At 47.8% G+C, this 13,921-nt stretch carries 18 protein-coding genes; 10 read left to right on the forward strand and 8 right to left on the reverse strand.

Annotated elements, in window-relative coordinates; genetic code table 11:
• Positions 1–292 precede the first annotated feature (292 nt).
• The 3 genes from B0475_RS10425 to xth are packed head-to-tail and all read right to left on the reverse strand — an operon-like array spanning position 293 to position 2,156.
• Entirely contained in the window at positions 293–853 is a 561-nt protein-coding gene (locus B0475_RS10425; RefSeq protein WP_077411782.1) for a YceI family protein, read from the reverse strand.
• Between the two features lie 9 nt (positions 854–862).
• Positions 863–1,384 (reverse strand): cytochrome b, encoded by a 522-nt coding sequence (locus B0475_RS10430; RefSeq protein ID WP_077411783.1) that lies wholly within the window; start codon positions 1,382–1,384, stop codon positions 863–865.
• 4 nt (positions 1,385–1,388) lie between these two features.
• Entirely contained in the window at positions 1,389–2,156 is a 768-nt protein-coding gene (xth, locus tag B0475_RS10435) for an exodeoxyribonuclease III (RefSeq protein WP_077411784.1), read from the reverse strand.
• A 151-nt stretch (positions 2,157–2,307) separates the two neighbouring features.
• Between xth and ruvC the strand changes: the two genes are divergently transcribed.
• The 10 genes from ruvC to B0475_RS10485 are packed head-to-tail and all read left to right on the forward strand — an operon-like array spanning position 2,308 to position 9,328.
• Complete coding sequence (gene ruvC, locus B0475_RS10440) at positions 2,308–2,823, forward strand: crossover junction endodeoxyribonuclease RuvC (protein ID WP_077411785.1); 516 nt, start codon at positions 2,308–2,310, stop codon at positions 2,821–2,823.
• A gap of 10 nt (positions 2,824–2,833) precedes the next feature.
• A complete protein-coding gene (ruvA, locus tag B0475_RS10445) occupies positions 2,834–3,433 on the forward strand; it encodes a Holliday junction branch migration protein RuvA (protein ID WP_077411786.1) in 600 nt (199 codons plus the stop codon).
• On the forward strand, positions 3,433–4,461 hold the full coding sequence (gene ruvB / locus B0475_RS10450; protein ID WP_232781872.1) for a Holliday junction branch migration DNA helicase RuvB: 1,029 nt from the start codon (positions 3,433–3,435) through the stop codon (positions 4,459–4,461). Before ruvA ends, ruvB begins: the two co-directional genes overlap by 1 nt.
• Positions 4,458–4,862, forward strand: coding sequence for a tol-pal system-associated acyl-CoA thioesterase (ybgC, locus tag B0475_RS10455; protein ID WP_077411787.1), 405 nt, complete (start codon positions 4,458–4,460; stop codon positions 4,860–4,862). The genes ruvB and ybgC overlap by 4 nt, the downstream gene beginning before the upstream one ends.
• Before the next feature lie 32 nt (positions 4,863–4,894).
• On the forward strand, positions 4,895–5,521 hold the full coding sequence (gene tolQ, locus B0475_RS10460; RefSeq protein ID WP_077411831.1) for a protein TolQ: 627 nt from the start codon (positions 4,895–4,897) through the stop codon (positions 5,519–5,521).
• A 3-nt stretch (positions 5,522–5,524) separates the two neighbouring features.
• Positions 5,525–5,941, forward strand: a complete 417-nt coding sequence (locus B0475_RS10465) for an ExbD/TolR family protein (protein ID WP_077411788.1) — start codon at positions 5,525–5,527, stop codon at positions 5,939–5,941.
• A 22-nt stretch (positions 5,942–5,963) separates the two neighbouring features.
• On the forward strand, positions 5,964–6,761 hold the full coding sequence (locus B0475_RS17660; protein ID WP_157892857.1) for a cell envelope integrity protein TolA: 798 nt from the start codon (positions 5,964–5,966) through the stop codon (positions 6,759–6,761).
• Positions 6,762–6,764: 3 nt separating this feature from the next.
• On the forward strand, positions 6,765–8,048 hold the full coding sequence (tolB, locus tag B0475_RS10475; RefSeq protein ID WP_077411790.1) for a Tol-Pal system beta propeller repeat protein TolB: 1,284 nt from the start codon (positions 6,765–6,767) through the stop codon (positions 8,046–8,048).
• 36 nt (positions 8,049–8,084) lie between these two features.
• A complete protein-coding gene (locus B0475_RS10480; RefSeq protein ID WP_077411791.1) occupies positions 8,085–8,906 on the forward strand; it encodes an alpha/beta hydrolase in 822 nt (273 codons plus the stop codon).
• A complete protein-coding gene (locus B0475_RS10485; RefSeq protein WP_077411792.1) occupies positions 8,903–9,328 on the forward strand; it encodes an OsmC family protein in 426 nt (141 codons plus the stop codon). Before B0475_RS10480 ends, B0475_RS10485 begins: the two co-directional genes overlap by 4 nt.
• A 157-nt stretch (positions 9,329–9,485) precedes the next feature.
• Here the strand turns inward: B0475_RS10485 and B0475_RS10490 are convergent, their stop codons facing one another.
• The 5 genes from B0475_RS10490 to bfr (B0475_RS10510) all read right to left on the reverse strand — a co-directional run bounded on the left by B0475_RS10490 (position 9,486) and on the right by bfr (B0475_RS10510) (position 13,757).
• Positions 9,486–9,983, reverse strand: a complete 498-nt coding sequence (locus tag B0475_RS10490) for a lipocalin-like domain-containing protein (protein WP_109862379.1) — start codon at positions 9,981–9,983, stop codon at positions 9,486–9,488.
• A gap of 63 nt (positions 9,984–10,046) precedes the next feature.
• Positions 10,047–11,843 carry an ABC transporter transmembrane domain-containing protein gene (locus tag B0475_RS10495; RefSeq protein WP_077411794.1) on the reverse strand — a complete coding sequence of 599 codons (1,797 nt, stop codon included), beginning with the start codon at positions 11,841–11,843 and terminating at the stop codon, positions 10,047–10,049.
• Positions 11,825–12,703, reverse strand: coding sequence for an alpha/beta hydrolase family protein (locus B0475_RS10500; protein WP_077411795.1), 879 nt, complete (start codon positions 12,701–12,703; stop codon positions 11,825–11,827). Before B0475_RS10500 ends, B0475_RS10495 begins: the two co-directional genes overlap by 19 nt.
• 113 nt (positions 12,704–12,816) lie before the next feature.
• Positions 12,817–13,284, reverse strand: coding sequence for a bacterioferritin (bfr, locus tag B0475_RS10505; protein WP_077411796.1), 468 nt, complete (start codon positions 13,282–13,284; stop codon positions 12,817–12,819).
• A gap of 2 nt (positions 13,285–13,286) precedes the next feature.
• Complete coding sequence (gene bfr, locus B0475_RS10510; RefSeq protein WP_077411797.1) at positions 13,287–13,757, reverse strand: bacterioferritin; 471 nt, start codon at positions 13,755–13,757, stop codon at positions 13,287–13,289.
• Positions 13,758–13,921: the final 164 nt, after the last annotated feature.

Here is a 13,921-nt window from a genome sequence, read left to right on the forward strand (position 1 = left end):
CATTCAATTTCAACAGGATTTGTCGTGTTTGCGCTTGGTTTGTATTCAGCAATTTCAGGTCAGTTAAGCTTGGTTAATAATTAACCAAAAAACCACAGGGATAATAACCACCAAAAAATAACTATTATTTGTATTTAAATCAATAATTTACAATTGTTTTTGTTGTTGAAAAAAGGCGGCCTGTTTTCATAATCAGCCATGATGGGTCAATTACCTTATAAATGAGAAAATCTCAGGCACAAAAAAACCGCCGGTTTTTCAACCGACGGTTTGACGTTTCAAGTGATACCTTTTATTGTTTGATGCCTTCAACCGAGACGGTTAACCACAATTTTTCAAAAGCACCATCAACACTCTTTTTGATGTTGTAATCTGCAAGCTTCAATTCGGTGGTGGCTTCATAACCACGTCGCTCACCTCCCCAGGGATCTTTACCGGCACCGATGAACTGAACATCAAAGCTGATGTCTTGAGTAACACCATTGAGGGTCAGTTGACCGGTCATGCGTCCATGACCATTTTCACTGGGTGTGAATGCTGAACTTTTGAAGGTGGCTGTGGGGTTTACCGCGACATTAAGAAAATCATCACTTCTCAGGTGTTTGTCACGGGCAGTGTGATTGGAGTTGATGCTGTTGGTTTGCACCGTCATTTCAATACTGGCTTTTGCAGGATCAGATTCATCATAAGTAAAACTGCCACTGAAGTCATCAAAACGGCCGTACAACCAGCTGAAGCCCAGGTGGCTTATTTTGAATTGTACAAAAGCGTGTGATCCTTTGGTGTCAATCACATACTGATCAGCTGAAACTGGCAGTGCCATCAGCAATAATAGAAAAAACAATGGTTTCATGGGTACCTCTTATGTCATGCGTTTGAGTGTTTCGTCCCGGTCAATGAAATGATGCTTCAAAGCACCCAGGACATGAATAATTACCAGTACCATCAAAACATATGATGCATACTGATGTAGCCAACCCATGGTATCGATCTGGCTGGCAGAAAAACGTGAAACAGCCGGGATTTTGAGCCATCCAAAAAGCTCGGTAGATTGACCGCTGGCTGTGGTGATCAGATAACCCGTGATCAGCAGGGTAGACACGAGTACATAAAAAAGTAATTTGACCAATGATGCCAAAATCCGTTCTGATCGTTTAATCGAATCAGGAAACACCGCTTTGCGGATGAAGAACAAGCGAAACAGCATCACTGACCAAACCAGTATCAAGACCATTCCAATGACGATGTGCCATTCAGGCAGGGTTTGGTACCAGGGACTGCCATAGTCCAGCTCAACCATGTACCAGCCTGAAAAAAATAATGTAAGGACAAATAACGCGGATAAGGCATGTAACAGACGGGTTGTAAAAGGATATTTAGTCATTGATTTACCAGTCAAATTCAGTGACCACCGGGGTGTGGTCTGAGGGTCGTTCCCATTTTCGGGGCTCTACATCAATGTATGATGCGGTGATGGCCTCGGACATCTCATCAGTGGATAATATCAGGTCAATCCGTAAACCCAGGCCTCTGGCAAAGCCATTCATGCGGTAATCCCACCAACTGAAAAACCCATCTTCGTCGTGCAGGTATCGAAAACTGTCCTGAAAACCTAAATCCAGAATCCGATTCAATGCTTGCCGTTCTTCAGTGGTACAGAGGATTTTTTCATGCCATTTAACCGGGTCATGAACATCCCGATCATCCGGAGCGATGTTGAAATCTCCTAGCACCACGACATCCTCATATTCAGTCTTTTGTTGTTCGATGAATGCCGTTACTTTATTGAGCCAATCCAGTTTATAAGCAAACTTTTCAGTTCCAGGCGCGGACCCATTGACCACATACAGATCGATGATCCTTACATCATCCACTGTGGCTGCCAGAATTCGACGTTGTGGGTCATCAAGATCCGGGATGTCTGTGATCACATCTTCGGGTTGTGATTTGGCCAAAATGGCAACGCCGTTGTAGGTTTTTTGACCAGAGAAAACCACCTGATAGCCTGCCTGCCTGATGGCCTCGAGCGGAAATACGTCATCAGTCATTTTGGTTTCCTGTAAAGCCAGCACATCGGGCTGTGCTGTATCCAGCCACTGCAGCACATGATCCAACCGTACTTTCAATGAGTTAACATTCCAGGAGGCTATTTTCATGATATTTTTTAAGACAGATAAATAAGGAATTGTAACAAAACGACAATCAAATAAGCATGGCTAAAACATCATTCAGGAGTTAGTCGGATTATTTTACCCATCAGGCAAACCAATAACATAAAATAAAGGTCACATTGATTATCATTGACATATGTTGCGCATCATAGGCATTGATCCCGGTTCCCGGTTTACCGGCGTGGGCATCATTGACACCCAACAACAACAGGTACAGTACGTTCATCATGAAACCATTAAGTGTGGTGATGGTGATTTCCCTGTGCGCCTGAAAACCATCTTTGAATCGGTCAATGAACTGATCAAACAATACCAGCCCCACGAAATGGCCATTGAAAATGTTTTTATGGCAAAAAACCCCAATGCCGCATTGAAACTGGGACAAGCCCGCGGGGCAGCGATTTGTGCCACTGTGGTACACGATATTCAGGTGCATGAATACGCACCCAAAGCCATCAAGCAAGCTGTGGTTGGAAAAGGAGGGGCAGATAAAACCCAGGTTCAGTATATGGTTCAATTGTTATTGAATTTAAACATTAAAGTACAAAATGATGCAGCAGATGGCTTGGCTGTGGCCATTTGTCATGCCAACAACCGCTGGGCTCAACAGCGATTGGTGGCCAACAACACCAGTAACTGGAGAAAGTTTTGAGGAGTGAGTTGTGATAGGACGTTTACAGGGCAGGCTGGTACACGCCGAACCACCGGCTCATTTGATCATTGATGTCAATGGGGTTGGATATGAAGTAGAAGCCCCAACCAGTGTGTTTTTTGAATTGCCTGAATTAAAACAGGAGCTGACCCTGGTGATTCACCATTTGGTGCGTGAAGATGCATCCATCCTCTATGGGTTCCGCAGTTTTGCCCAACGTGACCTGTTTCGCACCTTGTTAAAAGTTAATGGCATTGGTGCCAAGTCAGCCCTCGCCATATTATCGACCATGAGTTCGGCAGAATTTGCCCAGGTCATTCAGGAACAAAACGTCAATGCCATTGTAAAAGTCCCTGGTATTGGCAAGAAGACGGCTCAGCGATTGATCATCGAAATGAAAGACAAAGTGGAAGTCTCTGCAATCACAGGTGGTGATGCCAATCAACCTCAGGCCAGTCGTTTTGGCATACACAGTGAGGCGGAAAGCGCTCTCCAGGCATTGGGCTTCAAACCCACCGAGGCCAGCCAGATGGTAAAACAGGTTGCCAAAGATGACATGAGTGTGGAACAGATTATCCGCGAATGCCTGCAATTAAAAGGAGCTGGTTGATGGAAGATCGTCTCATTGGTGGATTTGCTGAAAGTAATCAGGAGCAGCTGATTGAAGCCAGCATCAGACCTCAAACGTTAAGGGATTACCTGGGTCAAAAAGAAGTCAAAGACCAAATGGAACTGTTCATCACTGCAGCCAGGAATCGTCAGGAATCACTGGATCATGTGTTGATCTTTGGGCCGCCAGGCTTAGGTAAAACCACCATGGCACATGTGATTGCCAATGAAATGGGCGTGCAAATGCGGCAGACTTCAGGCCCGGTGTTGGAAAAAGCCGGTGATCTGGCTGCATTGCTGACTAATCTGCAACCGCATGATGTGTTGTTTATCGACGAAATTCATCGATTATCGCCGGTAGTCGAAGAAGTTTTGTATCCAGCCATGGAAGATTTCCAAATTGATATCATGATTGGAGAAGGTCCTGCTGCCCGTTCAATTAAACTTGATTTGCCACCGTTCACCCTGGTCGGCGCCACCACCCGGGCAGGATTACTGACTTCTCCTTTGCGTGATCGTTTTGGAATTGTTCAGCGATTAAAATTCTATGACACCCGTGACCTGACACAGATTGTGGCCCGCTCAGCACAGATCCTGAACATTGAGGCAGACAAGCCTGGTTGTGTAGAGGTCGCCAGGCGGTCAAGGGGAACACCCAGAATAGCCAATCGTTTGTTACGTCGGGTCAGGGATTATGCCGAAGTGAAAGGGGAAGGGGTGATCACAGAAGCCATCGCTTCCAGCGCCATGAATATGTTGCAGGTTGATCAGCGGGGTCTGGATGAAATGGATCGGAAGCTTTTAGAGATCATCACCACACAGTTTGAAGGAGGACCGGTTGGGATCAATTCTCTGGCGGCAGCCTTATCAGAGGAGCGGGGAACAGTGGAAGATGTCATTGAACCTTATCTGATTCAACAAGGTTTGATTGCCAGAACGGCCCGTGGACGGATAGCCACTGCCAAAACCTGGGAAACCATGGGTATCAGCCCACCAAAAAACCGCCACAATCAGGATTTATTTGAATGAGCCAGAACAAATACACCCATCAATTCCGGGTATATTATGAAGACACAGATGCAGGAGGCGTGGTTTATCATGCCAATTATTTGAACTTTTTCGAACGCACGCGGACTGAATGGTTGCGGTCCAAAGGTTTGTATCAGAGCCAGATGCGGGAACAGGCCAATGTCATACTGGCCATCCGCAAAATGGAAATAGACTTTATTTTACCGGCCAGGTTGGATGATTTACTGACGGTCAGCACCGAAGTGGTAGAACACAGCAAGATCGCCATGTGGGTAGCCCAGGAGATACATGTGGAAGGTGTGTTGATGGCCCGGGCCCGGGTACAGATCGTCAGCTTGAATGCCAGCAAATTTAAACCCATGCGATTTCCCAAACAATATTTAGAGGAGTTATTGTTTTGAACGACAGCGGACAATTTTATTACGAAATCATCATGAGCGCTTCATTACCAGTGAAGGTGGTGATGATCATTTTGATTCTGGCATCAGTGTGGTCCTGGTTGATTATTTTTTCAAAGGGAAAAGTATTGGCCACGGCACAAAACAAAGCAAAAAAGTTTGAAGAGCACTTTTGGTCCGGTGTGGATTTGAATCGTTTGTATGACTCTCTGTCTGGAAAGAAAAACACCGGTTCGGCGAAAATATTCGAAGCTGGTTTCAAAGAATTTAAGCGCAAAACCCAGGCACAAAGTGGCATTCGCAGTATTGAAGGATCAGACCGTGCGATGCGCGTGGCACTGAACCGTGAAATTGAAAAACTGGAAAGCCATTTACCTACCCTGGCGACCATTGGTTCCACCAGTCCGTATATTGGGTTATTTGGTACAGTGATTGGTATCATGTTGTCATTTCATGCTTTGTCAGATGTTACCCAGGCCACCATTGCTTTGGTGGCACCGGGCATTTCCGAAGCCTTGATTGCCACGGCCATGGGTTTATTCGCAGCCATACCTGCCGTGATCTTCTACAACCGCTACAGTGATAAAGTGGAGCGGATTTATGCTCAGTATGATGCTTTCAAGGAAGAGTTTTCAGCCATTTTGCATCGGCAAATTGGATAAACCATGAGAAGGCCGCGTAAAGTCAAAGCCGAAATCAATGTGGTTCCTTACATTGATGTGACTCTGGTGTTGTTGATTATTTTCATGATCACCACACCATTGATGAACCTGGGTGTGGATGTCAATTTACCCGAATCCAATGCCAACACCATCACCATTGAAACCGAACCGGCGGTGATCAATGTCACCGCCAATGGTGATTTATATCTGTCCATCGGTGGCGAATACGAATTACTTGATGCCGAAACCCTGCAAAAGAAAATCAGCGCTTTTATTCAAGTGAATGACGAATTACCCATCATGATCGGCGCTGATCAGTCAGTCAGTTATGGTCAGGTATATCAGGCCATGGCGATTGCTCAACAGGCCGGTGCAAAGAAAGTTGGATTGATCAGTGAACCTGTGAAGCCGGAAAACTGAGTCACACATGGCGGTGTTGAGCATGCAACCTGAACAAAAAACCGCACTGTTGTATTCAGTGGGGTTACATGTGGGTATTGTGCTGGTGTTGTTTTTGTCCACGCAACAAACCTACATCACACCACCAAAAGGAATCGCCATTCAGGCGGAAATTATGGACCTGGATCAATTCATGCAACAGGCGCCTAAACCAACTGAACAAAAGCCCAAACCGGTGGTTAAACCACCCGAACCCAAACCGGAACCGGTGACCAAACCGCCTGAACCTAAACCCGAACCGGTCCAACCCAAACCAGCACCCAGGGTTGAGCCTAAACCTGAGCCCAAAGAGGTGGTGAAACCAACCATTGATACAAGCAAACGGGCAGAAAAAACCGACCGCCAGAAGCGCCTGGAAGAATTGCGCAAAAAACGGCAGGAAGCCGAAGCCCAGGCACAACAACAGCCTGAAATCAAACCAGCCGAAACACCCGTTGAACAACCAGTTCAAGCAAACCCACCAGTGGGTGTTGAAAATGGCGATGCGCAACAAAAGCGCACTTTACTCACCCAATACATGGCAGCCATCCAGTCTGCAGTGACCCGCCAATGGGCCAGGCCCAGTGGAACTCCGGCTGGCTTGAAGTGTCAGATCAAGGTAAACCAAATTCCAGGGGGTGGGGTGATAGACGTCAGCATTGGACGCCCATGCAACGCCAGTGCCACAGTGAGAAATTCGATCATCAATGCGGTAAAAAAAGCCGATCCATTACCCTTCAGTGGTTTTGAGGACGTGTTTGATCGAAGAATCAATTTTAATTTTACTTATGATGGAGACTGATACATGAAACGCCTTTTGGCCATTTGCAGTTTGTTTATTACCCTGAACAGTCAGGCCCAGCTGAACATCACCATTGATGGTGGCAGTGCGTCAGCTTTACCCATTGCGGTGGTTAATTTTGTCAATAAGAATCAACCACTGAATACCGATATGTCGGAGGTCATTCGAAATGACCTGGCCAGGTCAGGTCAATTCAAACCCCTGGATCCGGCATTACTGGTCGATCAGCCAGCTTCAGACGCTGACCTGAATTATGGCACCTGGCGTTTATTGGGTGCTGATTATGTGTCATATGGCGACATCACATACCTGGATGGCGACCGCATGGAAGTGCGTTTTCGGTTGTCTTCGGTTGCTGAACAAAAACAGCTGCTGGCATTGACTTTACCACTCAACCAATTACAGGCAAGGGCAGGAGCCCATTACATCGCTGACCGCATATATGAAGCCATTTTGGGCATTCCCGGGGTGTTCTCCACCAAGTTGGCATACGTGACTGCCATCAAAGAGGGTGCCGATTTTAAATATCAGTTAATTGTCGCTGATGCCGATGGTTATGGACCACAATCGCTGGTGACTTCCAAAGAGCCACTGATGTCTCCTTCCTGGTCTCCGGACGGTAAAAAACTGGCCTATGTGTCATTTGAGCAGGGTAATTCAGCGATTTATGTGCAGGATCTGAGTACCGGCTCCCGAACCCTGATGACCAATTTCAAAGGCATCAATGGAGCGCCCAAATTTTCACCCAATGGCCGGCAATTGGCGGTGTCACTGTCAAAAACAGGTAACCCGGAAATTTACATCATCAATGTGTTCGACCGGTCGCTGAGACAAATCACCAATCACTGGTCCATCGATACAGAACCTGAGTGGGCACCAGATGGTCAAAGCTTGTTTTTCACTTCAGACCGTGGTGGCCGTCCACAGATTTACGAAACCAACCTGGTGGATCAAAAGGCCCGTCGAGTTACCTTTGAAGGCGAATACAATGCGCGTGCCAGCGTTTCACCGGATGGTAAATACCTGGCCATGGTCCATGGGAACAACAATGTTTATAAAATTGCCTTGTTTCATCGCCCGTCGAACACATTACAATTGATCAGTGATGGCTCGCTGGATGAAACTCCCAGTTTTGCGCCCAATGGTGCAATGGTGATGTTTGCCACCCGTGATGCGTCAGGAAGGGGTTTACTGAAAGCGGTTTCTACCGACGGTCAGACCAGCAATGACCTGGTACTGAGTACGGGTCATGTTCGGGAACCCAATTGGTCACCTTTGATGCGCTGAAAACGATGCTGAACACCCGGTTTACTGAGGCATAAGATGAAATCCCTGCTGCTGATTGTGTTGTTGAGTTGTCCAATTGTTCAGGCTGACAGCCTGACGCACATGACGGCATTGCAAGGGGTTGATTATATGCCATTGAAATCAGCAGTGAATGGGCATCAGTACCACATCTATGTACAGTCCCCAGCCCCTCAGGCAGGGGATCAACAACGTTATCCGGTGGTTTATTTGTTGGACGGAGGTAATCTGTTCCCAATGCTGGCTCCCTACCATCACTATTTGCAAACCACCGAAGAGCTTTCACCGGTGATCTTGGTTGGAATCAGTTATGGCACCACCGACTGGAAAAAAGGCAATCGGCGCAGTACTGATTTTACCTTACCGGCCGATGACCGGGCGCATTACGGCGGTGCGGCGGCGTTTCATCAAATGATGACCGATGAGCTGTTTCCTTTGATCGAACAAAAATACCCCACAGATTCAAGCCGACGGATATTAATGGGTCATTCCATTGGCGGGCAGTTTGCCCTTTATGCTGCACAGCACCAACCGCACACATTTGCTGGTTTAATTGCTTCCAATCCAGCCATCCATCGCAACACGGCTCAGTTTTTACAAGACCCAGAACCGACATCAGCACAACCCAGGCTGTTTATCATGCAGGCTGATGGTGATGATGAGCGATTTAAAAAGCCAAGAAAAACATGGTTGGAACACTGGCAACGCAACCCTCACCACTGGATAATGAAAGTCATGACCGTTGAAGGTCATCATCACATGAGCAGTGTGCCTGCGGCCTATCGCCAGGGTATGCTGTGGTTAAACAACATATTTTCTCAAAACACTGAAACCCAATGAAAAACACCGTAACCACCCAATGGGTGAATGATTACACCTTCGTCAGCACCAACGCCGATCAGCAAAGCATTGTGATGGACTCACCCACCAGCAAAGGTGGTGATAAAATCGGTCCTTCACCCATGGAAGTGGTGCTGATGGGCCTCAGTGCCTGCGCCGGGATCGATGTCAAACTGATCTTGACCAAAGCCAAACAAACCTTCAGCGACATCCAGGTACAGGTCAGCGCAGAACGCCGCGAGGAAATTCCCCGCATCTATACCGACATCAACCTGCATTTTGTCATCACGGGTGATGATTTGTCGGAAAAACAGGTGGCCAGGGCCATCCGTTTGTCAGCTGAAAAATACTGCTCGGTGTCTCACATGTTACAAGCCACGGTAAACATCACCCACACACATGTAATCAAGCCGGCGGTCTGATGATTTATACTGTGGAGGCTTTTGTGATCATGGCGTTTGGTATCCCATTGTGGATGACCCTCACTCAGTCCGTTGAAAAGCGTCGCCGAAAGAAGCGCCAACTACAACGCATCCGGCAACAATTAGCAAGGCTGAGAAAGCAAACTGAGACACCGCATCATTGAGCCGCTTTTTTCAAGGTAAATACTGTTTTCCAGGTACCTGACCATTCTGGACGGCTGCCATCTGGGTAGATTTCATCATAGAACGTCAAGGTAAGCTCACCCTCGTCAGTTTCGACAAAGAAGAACTGTTGTCCGGATTCAAAACCGGGTACTTTGGCCACGACAGCAGTGGTGACCAACTTGCCTGGAGAATAAAGATAACGCCCGCCATTGAAAACAATGGATCGAAAACCGGCAATGATTTCCTCATTTGTTGGCTTGGCCAGCACCTGAAAAGGATTTCTGGGTTGGTTTTCCGGGCTCCACATCAGGGCATAGTGATCATCGGTAAAAATGAACAACCCAGGCTGCACATCGGTTAATGCCGAAGTTCGCTCTGCAGACTGCCACTCAACACCTGTGATGAGCCAGGCACCAGGCAATGGGTTTTTGCTGTTATCGGCCAGTGACCAGGAGCTGAAAAACAGCAGTAACATAAGGGAATTTTTCATAAAATACCAGGCAATGACAAACTACTATACTTTACGTAGATTGTGAGTCCTTTGCAAGTCTGATCAGGCTCCTTCATCCGTGAATTGCAATTTGGCCAGTTCAGCATACAACTCGCTGTTGCTGATTAATTGCTCATGTTTGCCTTTGGCCACCACCCGGCCCTGATCCAAAACGATGATCTGATCGGCCTTGCGGATGGTTGCCAGGCGATGGGCTATCACCAGGGTGGTGCGGTTTTTCATGATGCCGTTGAGCGCTTGCTGGACCAGTTGCTCACTGGCGGCATCCAGCGCACTGGTGGCCTCATCCAGCAGCAGCACAGGGGGATCAGTGATGATTGCTCTGGCTATGGACAATCGTTGTGCCTGTCCACCCGACAGCCTGACCCCTCGTTCACCCAGGTAGGTGTCGTATCCGTCCTGCAGGTTTTCAATGAATTCATCGGCATGGGCCAGTTTGGCGGCGGCTTTGATCTCTTCATCGGTGGCATCCGGCCGACCATAGGCAATGTTCTCCCGGGCTGAGTTAGAAAAGATGGTGACGTCCTGAGCAACCAGGGAAAACTGGGCCCGTAAATCATCCAGCCTGAACTGCTCAATGGGTGTGCCGTCCAATTGAATGGTTCCGCACTGAGGTTCATAAAAACGCATCAACAGCTGAAACATTGTTGATTTGCCTGAACCGGAAGGTCCCACCAGGGCCACTGTCTGACCTGGAACCACCTCAAAGCTGATGTCATTCAATACATTCAGATCAGGCCGGCTGGGGTAGGCAAATGACACGTTCTCCAGCCTGACATTTCCCAGAATGGTACCGGACATCGGCTTTGGCTGCTCAGGGTCCGTGATGGTTGAGTGGGTATTCATCAGTTCAATGATGCGTTCCAGGGCACCAGCGGCTTTTTTCAGCTCGCTCCACACCGTTGACAAGGCCCCGACCGAGGTGGCGGCCATGATGGCGTACATCACAAACTGACTGAGGGTGCCGGCGGTCATTACACCATCAATCACATCCCGGGCACCCAGCCACAGCACAAAAACGATGCCACCAAAAATCACAAATCCAACCAGCATGGACATGATGGTGGTCATGCGGATTGAGGCCACAGCAGCCTTGAATGCGCGGTTGATGGCGTTGCTGAATTTACGGTTTTCCTGGTTTTGCTGGGCAAAGGCCTGAACCGTGTGCATGGCATTGATGGTTTCAGTGGCCAGTGCCGAGGAGTCCGCAATGCGGTCTTGTTCGGCTTTCGACAGTTGCTGTATTTTACGTCCGGTGATGACGATTGGGATTACCACCAAGGGAATCAGAAAGGCAATATACATGGCCAGTTTTGGGCTGGAAACAATCATCATAAAAGCCGCACCGAAAAAGGTCACTGCACTGCGCAGGGCAATGGAAAAGGTACTGCCTACCACGGTTTCTACCAACGTGGTGTCGGTGTTGATGCGAGAAAGGATTTCACCGGTTTTGGTTTTTTCAAAGAACTCCTGGGATTGCCCCATTACCTGTCGATAGACTTTTTTCCGCAGGTCAGTCACCACTTTTTGACCTATCCATGAAACCCAAAAGTAGCGCAGCGAGGTGAACAGTATCATCAGCGAGGAAACCACAAAGACCAGGACAAAATAATACGATAAGGTGTCCTGATTCTCAGCTGCAAAACCCAGATCTATCATTTGTTTAAAGGCCACCGGAATGGCCAGATTGGCCGCAGCACCTAAAAACAACAGCAGCAATGCCAGTAAGATGTGTTTTTTGTAAGGTCTGATCAGCGGACCGATCAGGCGCAATTGGTTGAGCGAGGCTTTGGGTATTTCCTCAGCCTGGTTGTCTTCATTCAGTGGGTTTGAATCCATGTGTTCAGGTCTTGCCACAGTGTTTTTGCCTCCGGCTTAAAGAAGCCAAAATGTCCAATGTTTGATAACCCCAATGATGTGGGGTTGATGATGCGTTTGTCTATGTGTCCAAGGTCATGCGTTGCATGAAACTCACTCAACAGGCCATCTATGGCGGCTTCAGGAGCCATCTCATCATCTGAAAAGCCCAGACTCAGCAATGGTCCGCTAAAACTTCGCCAACCACTGAGGTCATAAGCAAAGCGCGGGTGAAACAGATAGCCTTTGGCCCGTCCCCAGGCCGCCCACTGTCTGGCAGCTGCTGCCGGCCAGGGGTAGTTTCCCAGACCGAGTTTTGCTGCGTGAAAACGCTGACCACGCGACATCAATGGTATCAACACATGCCACAGCATAAATAATTTCAGCCGCCCCGTGCCTGACCACAATTGCTGATCACCTTTTTGTGCAGCCACATGAATGATGCCATGTACCTGGTCCAGCCCTTCAGCAAATCCAACCAATTGTCCGCCGATGCTGTGACCCAGCAAAAACAACCGATTGGGTTGTAACTGTTCAGTCACCCAGTTGAGCACTGCGGTTTGATCCAACTGACCCCAGGCAACGGTGCTCAGGTCTGCGCCATCAGGTAAGCGACCCAGGCCATCTTCCATGCCCCGGTAGTTATACAGTACGCAGGCAATTCCTTGTTCAGCCAACCAGCAGGCAAAGTCATGGTAGAGACGACGTTTCACCCCGATGGCCGGATTGATGACCAGCGTTGGTTGCCTGGACTGGCCAAAAACTTCCAGTGACAGACAGACTTTGTCTGTTGTGTGTATGGTGTGGATTCCGGACACCTGAATAATCAACAAAAACACCATTTTACGTCAAATGCCTGAACGGTTTATGGTCGGAATCGGTGATCAGTCAAAATTCTCCGGTTAATTGACCCTGTGACCAACTCTGGCAAATGGATGTTTTGGGTGGGTGGTGATCACATTTGTGATTGCAGGTAATTTTCCAGGCCAGTCAGCTTGATCAGTTTCAATTGCTTTTCAAGCCAGTAGGCATGGTCGGTTTCGGTGTCATCCAGCAGCACCAATAATTGATCGCGGGTCACGTAATCCTGTTGTTCTTCACACAATGCCATGACTTTTTTCAGGGCTGCCTGTACGTTGTATTCAATTTGCAGGTCACTGTTTAACATGGCGGGGACGTCTTTGCCGATGTTTAAACCATCACGTTTTCTCAGATCTGGCGTGCCTTCTAAAAACAGAATGCGTTCAATGAGCACCGCGGCGTGGGCTTTTTCGTCTTCAAACTCATGATCGATGCGTTCGAACAGTTTCTCAAGCCCCAAGTCCTGATACATGCGAGAGTGAACAAAATATTGATCCATGGCAGTCAGTTCGTAGACCAACAGTGCGTTCAGGGCATCGATGATGTTTGGGTTTCCTTTCATGATCAGGCTCCGGTTTGTGATTGCAGGTAGTTTTTAAGCCCTGTGTCTTTGATCAGGGAATGTTGGGTTTCGTGCCAGTCGATGGCTTCTTCTTCCTCATCAAGTATGCGGCACAACAGATCCCGACTGACATAATCCTGAGCTGTTTCACACAGGCCGATGGCGGTTTTAATGCGCTCATGCTGATGGCCCAGAAAGCGGACATTACAAGACAACACTTCTTCAGGGCTTTCGCCGATCAGTAAACGATCCAGTTGTTGCAGGTTGGGTAAACCACCCAACATCAGTATCCGTTCAATCAGATCATCGGCATGTTTCATGTCAGCAATGGATTTTTTGTAAAACACCTGGTCGAGGGTGTTCAGGCCCCAGTCTTTGCAGATCCGGGCATGCAGAAAAAACTGATTGATCGAAGTCAGCAGGCTGGTAAGCACATGATTCAGTTCTTTGTGGGTATCAGAATGTAAACTCATGGGTTTGGGTCATTGACAAAACCCCACTATAAAGACTGTGTGGTAAAAAGTCAAAATTATAGTTATATTTCAATGGCTTATTGGACAATAACAAGCGTAATCATTCGCGTTTTTATTTACCGTTGCAGTGATCACTCAGTCAGTATCCATGCAGATCTGTGTTA

This window comes from Marinicella sediminis (assembly GCF_002000055.1).
In the GTDB taxonomy this organism is placed as follows: domain Bacteria; phylum Pseudomonadota; class Gammaproteobacteria; order Xanthomonadales; family Marinicellaceae; genus Marinicella; species Marinicella sediminis.

Bases quoted from the DNA above. Each gene is read 5' to 3' on its own strand.
- B0475_RS10425 (WP_077411782.1), bottom strand. From the start codon at position 853: ATGAAACCATTGTTTTTTCTATTATTGCTGATGGCACTGCCAGTTTCA.
- B0475_RS10430 (WP_077411783.1), bottom strand. From the start codon at position 1,384: ATGACTAAATATCCTTTTACAACCCGTCTGTTACATGCCTTATCCGCG.
- xth (WP_077411784.1), bottom strand. From the start codon at position 2,156: ATGAAAATAGCCTCCTGGAATGTTAACTCATTGAAAGTACGGTTGGAT.
- ruvC (WP_077411785.1), top strand. From the start codon at position 2,308: ATGTTGCGCATCATAGGCATTGATCCCGGTTCCCGGTTTACCGGCGTG.
- ruvB (WP_232781872.1), top strand. From the start codon at position 3,433: ATGGAAGATCGTCTCATTGGTGGATTTGCTGAAAGTAATCAGGAGCAG.
- ybgC (WP_077411787.1), top strand. From the start codon at position 4,458: ATGAGCCAGAACAAATACACCCATCAATTCCGGGTATATTATGAAGAC.
- tolQ (WP_077411831.1), top strand. From the start codon at position 4,895: ATGAGCGCTTCATTACCAGTGAAGGTGGTGATGATCATTTTGATTCTG.
- B0475_RS10465 (WP_077411788.1), top strand. From the start codon at position 5,525: ATGAGAAGGCCGCGTAAAGTCAAAGCCGAAATCAATGTGGTTCCTTAC.
- B0475_RS17660 (WP_157892857.1), top strand. From the start codon at position 5,964: ATGCAACCTGAACAAAAAACCGCACTGTTGTATTCAGTGGGGTTACAT.
- tolB (WP_077411790.1), top strand. From the start codon at position 6,765: ATGAAACGCCTTTTGGCCATTTGCAGTTTGTTTATTACCCTGAACAGT.
- B0475_RS10480 (WP_077411791.1), top strand. From the start codon at position 8,085: ATGAAATCCCTGCTGCTGATTGTGTTGTTGAGTTGTCCAATTGTTCAG.
- B0475_RS10485 (WP_077411792.1), top strand. From the start codon at position 8,903: ATGAAAAACACCGTAACCACCCAATGGGTGAATGATTACACCTTCGTC.
- B0475_RS10490 (WP_109862379.1), bottom strand. From the start codon at position 9,983: ATGAAAAATTCCCTTATGTTACTGCTGTTTTTCAGCTCCTGGTCACTG.
- B0475_RS10495 (WP_077411794.1), bottom strand. From the start codon at position 11,843: ATGGATTCAAACCCACTGAATGAAGACAACCAGGCTGAGGAAATACCC.
- B0475_RS10500 (WP_077411795.1), bottom strand. From the start codon at position 12,703: ATGGTGTTTTTGTTGATTATTCAGGTGTCCGGAATCCACACCATACAC.
- bfr (WP_077411796.1), bottom strand. From the start codon at position 13,284: ATGAAAGGAAACCCAAACATCATCGATGCCCTGAACGCACTGTTGGTC.
- bfr (WP_077411797.1), bottom strand. From the start codon at position 13,757: ATGAGTTTACATTCTGATACCCACAAAGAACTGAATCATGTGCTTACC.